This is a genomic window from Microcystis sp. LSC13-02 (assembly GCA_002282935.1).
Lineage (GTDB): Bacteria > Cyanobacteriota > Cyanobacteriia > Cyanobacteriales > Microcystaceae > Microcystis.
Map to the genome: position 1 here is coordinate 1 of MTBT01000006.1, position 5,991 is coordinate 5,991.

The window sequence follows — 5,991 nt, forward strand, 5'->3', positions numbered from 1 at the left end:
TATACTTGTCCCTAAAACTGGTTTCTAGCAAGGCTTTCAAAATAGCTTGACATAAAACCTGATTTAGGGGTTACAAAGGTGAGATGCTCCCCCCTCTTTTGTCTGTCAAACCTTGATTTATCTTTGGCTGAAACGGCGTAATTTCCTGGAAATTTCCTAAACTGACAAAAGAGGGATAATTTTCGCAAAGCAATATCGTACAAGCCTTGCTCAACCAATTCTCAATAAGGAGGATTCATTATCAATATCAACAAACAGATTAATTCAAGTGAACTAAATTAGACAAAGCCCTTGCACAGAAAGGCTTTCAGGTTTAATGATTTTTTTTTGTTTGTCAACCTGCGGAATGTGGGTATTAAATCACCCCTGGTAAAAACGATGATTTTCTTGCAGACAATTACAAAAATTTACTCTCTAGGGGAAGTGAAAATTCCTGTTCTTCGGGGCATAGATCTGGAAATTCGGTCGGGGGAATACGTGTCCATTATGGGAGCTTCGGGTTCCGGGAAATCAACCCTGATGAATATTATCGGCTGCCTCGATCGCCCGACGGGGGGACAATATATTTTAGAAGGCAGAAACTTAAAGAACTTGGACGATAACCAACTGGCCTATATTCGCAATCAGAGGATTGGCTTTGTCTTCCAACAATTTAATTTATTGTCCCGCTCCACTGCCCTAGAAAATGTCATGTTGCCGATGGTCTATGCCAATGTTCCCAAGCCAAAGCGTCGTCAAAGAGCGATGCAAGCTTTAGCTAGAGTTGGATTGGCTAATTATCTCCACAATCGGCCTAGCCAACTTTCTGGGGGACAACAACAGCGAGTCGCCATCGCCCGGGCCCTAGTTAATCGACCGGCTCTGGTGTTGGCCGATGAGCCGACGGGGGCCTTAGATACACAAACGTCCCAAGAACTGATGGATTTACTAACCGAACTCAATCAACAGGGGATCACGATTGTGATTGTCACCCACGATCCTGATGTAGCTGCCCAAACCCGCCGGGTGATCCGTCTTCAAGATGGCTTAATCGTTTTTTAGGGTGTATTGGCCTCAATCCCGTCGTAAAGCGGTAATCGGGTCTAAATGAGCGGCAGAACGGGCAGGAATTACCCCTGCTGACAAACCAACGAAAAAAGATAAGCCAAATCCACTGATTATCGACCAACCTGACAAGACAAAGGGAAATCGGAAAATCTGGGCGCTACAGAGGGCTACTAAAATTCCCAATAAGACACCGATGCCGCCGCCAGTCAGGGAAATCATCACCGATTCCGCTAAAAACTGTTGGAGGATTGCCGAACGGGTAGCCCCCACAGCTTTGCGAATCCCGATTTCCCTAGTGCGTTCCACCACGGAAACTAACATGATATTAGCGATGCCAATACCACCGACTACTAAGGAAATGCCAGCGATCGCCACCAGCATCACTGTAAACAAACCCACTACCGTGGTCAAGGTTTTGACCACATCGGTTTGGTTTCTAATGCTAAAATCATCGGCTTGAGAAGCGGCGAGATTGTGGCGCTGACGCAAAAGATTAGTAATTTGATACTCGGCATTTTTCATCTGATCTTGCTGGTCAACTTTGACATAAATGCCGTTAACAGCCTTACCACTTAAAGAATTATTGCCGACCAGACGAGAAGACATATTGCTCAGAGGAATAAAGACCTGATCGTCGCGATCGATCGAACCTTCTGCACCTTTTGGCTCAAATACCCCAATAATTTCGTAACTATTTTTTCTTTCAATCCAAAGCTTTTTACCAATAGGATTAGTATCATCGCCAAAGAGTTCTGTTAACAGATTCGAGCCTAAAATCGCCACTGGTGTCGCCTGTGCCATTTCTTCCTCGGTAAAAAATCGACCTTGGCTGAGTTCTGTATTTCTCGCTTTCATGTAGTTAAGATCGATTCCCACCACATTAGTGGCATGATTGACCTGGCCCGCTAGCACTGGTGCCGGACGCTGCAGATAGGCGGAGACCACCTGCACACCGGGAACTTGATTTTGAATAACTTTGGCATCTTCCCAGATTAAGGTACTACTGGAACCGCGGCCGAGACTAATCCCCCCGGTTCTGGCTTCTCCTGGTAAAATTTGTAAAACATTAGTACCTAGAGATTGAATTTTTTGTTCGGTGGCTTTTTGTACTCCTTGGCCTACGGAGGTGAGAGCAATCACGGAGGCAATGCCAATAATCACCCCTAACATGGTTAACAGAGTCCGCAGTTTATTACTCCAGAGAGCTTCGATCGCTATCGAGACAATTTCACCGATCGCCACGGGATGAGGATGATCAGCCTGAAGTATTTGTTTAGGTAAGTTAAGAGTCATTGAGTTCTATTTAATCTGGCTAAATGATATAGATTTATGAGCGGATAAAAGAGATATTTTCGACTTATTTGTCTTTTTTTATCTATAAATTACCTTATTTACTGTTTATAGAAGAGATTATGCTGTATTGACTGCGGCTTTCCCGTCCGATAGCATTGCCGATAAAAACCCTCACTTAGGGAAATCAATCGCTTCGCCATACTTTCCCAATAGGATTTTAGCGAGATTTTCCTTGACCTGTGCGTCAATTTCCGAAAAGATGGGAAGTACGGCCTTTTCTGCCCTGTGGAGTAGAGAGGGGATAGCCATCAAACAATAGACTGTGATATTTGTTACTATTTATCTCAAATGTCGTGTGAAGACCGTTCGGCTGATCTCACGGCCGAAGCCCTCGGTTTTACCGAAGGGATGAAACAAAGGCCAGCCTAGAGCAGCACTTCGACAAGCTCAGTGACACGAAGCACGATTAAAAATAAGTGTCCAGTCTCCTGACAAAATCTCGAATAACTTCCTCTTTTAAGGGTCTTGACCTATCCAGGCAAAATAGCTACCATATAAGTATAGCGGATAGGGTAATCAACCGCTTTAAAAACCCCTGTAGTCTAACCACTACGCTATCTGCACCTTGACAATTAAAGATATGGGGTTCTGCCTAATTGTTCTAGTTTTTACCTGTAGGTAGGTAAAATCTTTGCAGGAACTAGACAAAGCAGCATTTGAAGCTAACACTTCAATTCAAGCAAATTTTGTAGAAATACAACTATCGTGGGGCATACGAAAAGTAATGCTTGGGGAGAGAACCACCTCTGGGTTGGATAACGCAAGGCATCTAATTTAAGCGGACTCGTTGAACCAAGAATCCCTCGCTTAAGCGCGACGGGAGTGTCAATAAGCGTCAAAGTTCCTCCTGTGTCAAATCGAGACAGATAAGACTATGATGCTCTGTCTCCTGTTGTTTCCCTTTGGGTTATTCAATGACTGTTGCGACTTCCGAAAAACTTCCCATCGACTGGGTGACTCTCATCTACATGGCTTTTATCCACTTAGTGGCTCTTTTAGCCTTCTTACCTAGCAATTTTAGCTGGGGTGCTGTGGGAGTAACATTGATTCTCTATTGGATTACCGGGGGTTTAGGAATTACCCTCGGTTTCCATCGTTTGGTCTCCCATCGGAGTTTTAAGACTCCCAAATGGTTAGAATACTTTCTGGTTTTGTGCGGGACCCTCGCTTGTCAGGGAGGTGCGATCGCATGGATAGGCCTACATCGTATTCATCATAAATATTCTGATACTGCTCCCGATCCCCACGATTCTAATAAAGGTTTCTGGTGGAGTCACATGGGTTGGATGCTGCACGAAATTCCTGCCGACGAAGAAATTGCTCGTTTTACCCAAGATATCGCCGACGATCCTTTCTATAAATTCTGTCAAAATTATTTTGTTCCTATCCAAATTGTTTTAGGCTTAATTCTCTATGCTATGGGTGGTTGGCCGTTTGTAATTTGGGGAATTTTTGTTCGCTTGGTCTTAGTTTTCCACTCCACTTGGTTTGTCAATAGCGCCACCCACAAATTTGGTTATGTTAGCCATGAATCCCACGATAATTCTAAAAATTGTTGGTGGGTTGCTCTCTTAACTTTCGGTGAAGGTTGGCACAATAATCACCATGCCTATCAGTATTCGGCCCGTCATGGCCTACAATGGTGGGAGGTTGACCTGACTTGGATGACCATCCGTCTACTGCAAATTCTGGGATTAGCTACTAATATTAAGTTACCTCCCACCACGGCAACGGCGACAGAAAGTTAGTTTTATCCAGTAGTTAAATAGATTATAAAAATAGCCGAACTTAAGCTTAAGTTCGGCTATTTTTTCCCCGACTTAACCCAAACCTGACATCTTTTCCCACGGCATAACTGAGGAATATAGGTACTGCCAATCCTCCCCCAAAAAACGAAATCATTGATAGGATAAACTTGATTATTTCCCCCTCTGCTGAACATTGACTGGGGAAAGCGCAACCCATCGGGCCAAGAGCGAAGGATAGCCAACCAAAAATGTAAACACACAGGGGAAATAAGAGGCAAAAAACGAGGCCGCCCGTTAGACAGCCTAATCCGTTAGCCTTTCTGCTTGATTTCTTCTCTGTCACCATCTCGATCGCTGACTTTTTCTAACCCTTAGCACAAAAAAGTCAAACTATTAACTTTTTTAACAAATGTTTAATATTTATGCCGACGTGCCAGAAGGACCCCAGAGAACGTATATTTAAAGCTAATCCCCAAATTATATTAAGTTTCTAATGAAAAAAATCTCGATTTTAGGCTCTACTGGCTCGATCGGTACTCAAACTCTCGATATTGTCAGCGATCATCCCGATAAGTTTCAAGTGGTGGGATTAGCCACGGGTAATAATATTCAACTACTATCGGAGCAAATTCGGCAATTTCGCCCGCAAATCGTGGCGATTAATAACGAAAGTCAACTAGAAGACCTGAAAAGCCTAATTTCCGACCTTGACTACACCCCGATTATCTTAGCAGGAAAGGAAGGAGTAATCGAAGTGGCCCGTTATGGCGATTCCGAAAGCGTCGTCACGGGAATTGTCGGTTGTGCGGGATTGCTGCCGACAATTGCCGCTATTACTGCTGGTAAAGATATCGCCCTCGCTAATAAAGAAACCCTGATTGCTGGCGGTCCGGTGGTGCTGCCTTTAGTGGAAAAACACCGAGTTAAATTATTACCTGCCGATTCGGAACATTCAGCTATTTTTCAATGTTTACAGGGAGTTCCCCCGGGGGGATTAAAAAAGATTATTCTCACCGCTTCTGGGGGTGCTTTTCGTGATTTACCCGTGGAAAAATTGCCGCAAGTAACTGTAGCTGATGCCCTCAAACATCCTAACTGGTCTATGGGCAGAAAAATCACCATCGATTCGGCTACTTTAATGAATAAAGGTCTAGAAGTTATCGAAGCTCATTATTTATTTGGTGTCGATTATAATGCGATCGATATTGTTATTCATCCCCAAAGTATTATTCACTCTTTAATTGAGTTACAGGATACCTCGGTTTTAGCTCAATTAGGCTGGCCAGATATGCGTTTACCCCTGTTATATGCCTTGTCTTGGCCTGAAAGAATTTATACCGATTGGGAACCTTTAAATTTAGTTAAAGCTGGCAGTTTAACCTTCAAAGAACCCGATCATCAAAAATATCCCTGTATGGGATTAGCCTACGCAGCCGGCCGCGCGGGTGGGGCAATGGCAGCAGTATTAAATGCGGCTAATGAACAAGCGGTAGCGTTATTTTTAGAAGAAAAGATTAGCTTCTTAGATATTCCCCGGGTGATCGAAAAAGTTTGCGATCGCTTTGCAATTCATAACAGTTCTACTCCTAGCCTAGATGACATTTTAGCCGCCGATAATTGGGCGCGTCAAGAGGTATCTAACTGTCTGATTGCCAATCTAGTCTAGATAGTCTAGATTCTGTAGGGATGTTAACTCTAATGTCTCTACAGGTCTAGGATAGAAAAATCAATAATTTCGGCTATTTTTTCTAGTTAGGGTCTGCTGAATAATGGTAAAACCCTTTTAAAATAAAGCTTTTGACCTGTTAAAGTCCGATGTTAGTGCAAGAAAATAGGATTGGGA

Annotated in this window: 4 protein-coding genes and 1 pseudogene; 3 read left to right on the plus strand and 2 right to left on the minus strand. The window is 43.5% G+C overall.

Annotation, left to right across the window (positions count from 1 at the left end; all coding sequences use genetic code 11):
* Positions 1-378 precede the first annotated feature (378 nt).
* Complete coding sequence (locus tag BGL89_RS00190) at positions 379-1,041, plus strand: ABC transporter ATP-binding protein (RefSeq protein WP_286823619.1); 663 nt, start codon at positions 379-381, stop codon at positions 1,039-1,041.
* 12 nt (positions 1,042-1,053) lie between these two features.
* On the opposite strand, the gene BGL89_RS00195 is transcribed toward BGL89_RS00190, so the two are convergent.
* Both BGL89_RS00195 and BGL89_RS00200 read right to left on the minus strand, forming a co-directional pair.
* The gene (locus BGL89_RS00195) at positions 1,054-2,340 is read right to left on the minus strand and encodes an ABC transporter permease (protein WP_286823620.1); all 1,287 of its coding nucleotides are present in this window, start codon (positions 2,338-2,340) and stop codon (positions 1,054-1,056) included.
* Positions 2,341-2,550: 210 nt separating this feature from the next.
* Positions 2,551-2,649: pseudogene (locus tag BGL89_RS00200) on the minus strand (aluminum resistance protein); the annotation flags it as partial.
* A 665-nt stretch (positions 2,650-3,314) separates the two neighbouring features.
* On the opposite strand from BGL89_RS00200, the gene BGL89_RS00205 reads away from it, so the two are divergent.
* Together BGL89_RS00205 and dxr are read left to right on the plus strand one after the other, a co-directional pair.
* Positions 3,315-4,148 (plus strand): acyl-CoA desaturase, encoded by an 834-nt coding sequence (locus tag BGL89_RS00205; RefSeq protein ID WP_110578684.1) that lies wholly within the window; start codon positions 3,315-3,317, stop codon positions 4,146-4,148.
* 493 nt (positions 4,149-4,641) lie between these two features.
* On the plus strand, positions 4,642-5,814 hold the full coding sequence (gene dxr / locus BGL89_RS00210; RefSeq protein ID WP_286823623.1) for a 1-deoxy-D-xylulose-5-phosphate reductoisomerase: 1,173 nt from the start codon (positions 4,642-4,644) through the stop codon (positions 5,812-5,814).
* Positions 5,815-5,991 lie beyond the last annotated feature (177 nt).

Excerpts from the sequence above, each read along its gene's own strand:
- BGL89_RS00190 (WP_286823619.1), top strand. The coding sequence starts at position 379 with ATGATTTTCTTGCAGACAATTACAAAAATTTACTCTCTAGGGGAAGTG.
- BGL89_RS00195 (WP_286823620.1), bottom strand. The coding sequence starts at position 2,340 with ATGACTCTTAACTTACCTAAACAAATACTTCAGGCTGATCATCCTCAT.
- BGL89_RS00205 (WP_110578684.1), top strand. The coding sequence starts at position 3,315 with ATGACTGTTGCGACTTCCGAAAAACTTCCCATCGACTGGGTGACTCTC.
- dxr (WP_286823623.1), top strand. The coding sequence starts at position 4,642 with ATGAAAAAAATCTCGATTTTAGGCTCTACTGGCTCGATCGGTACTCAA.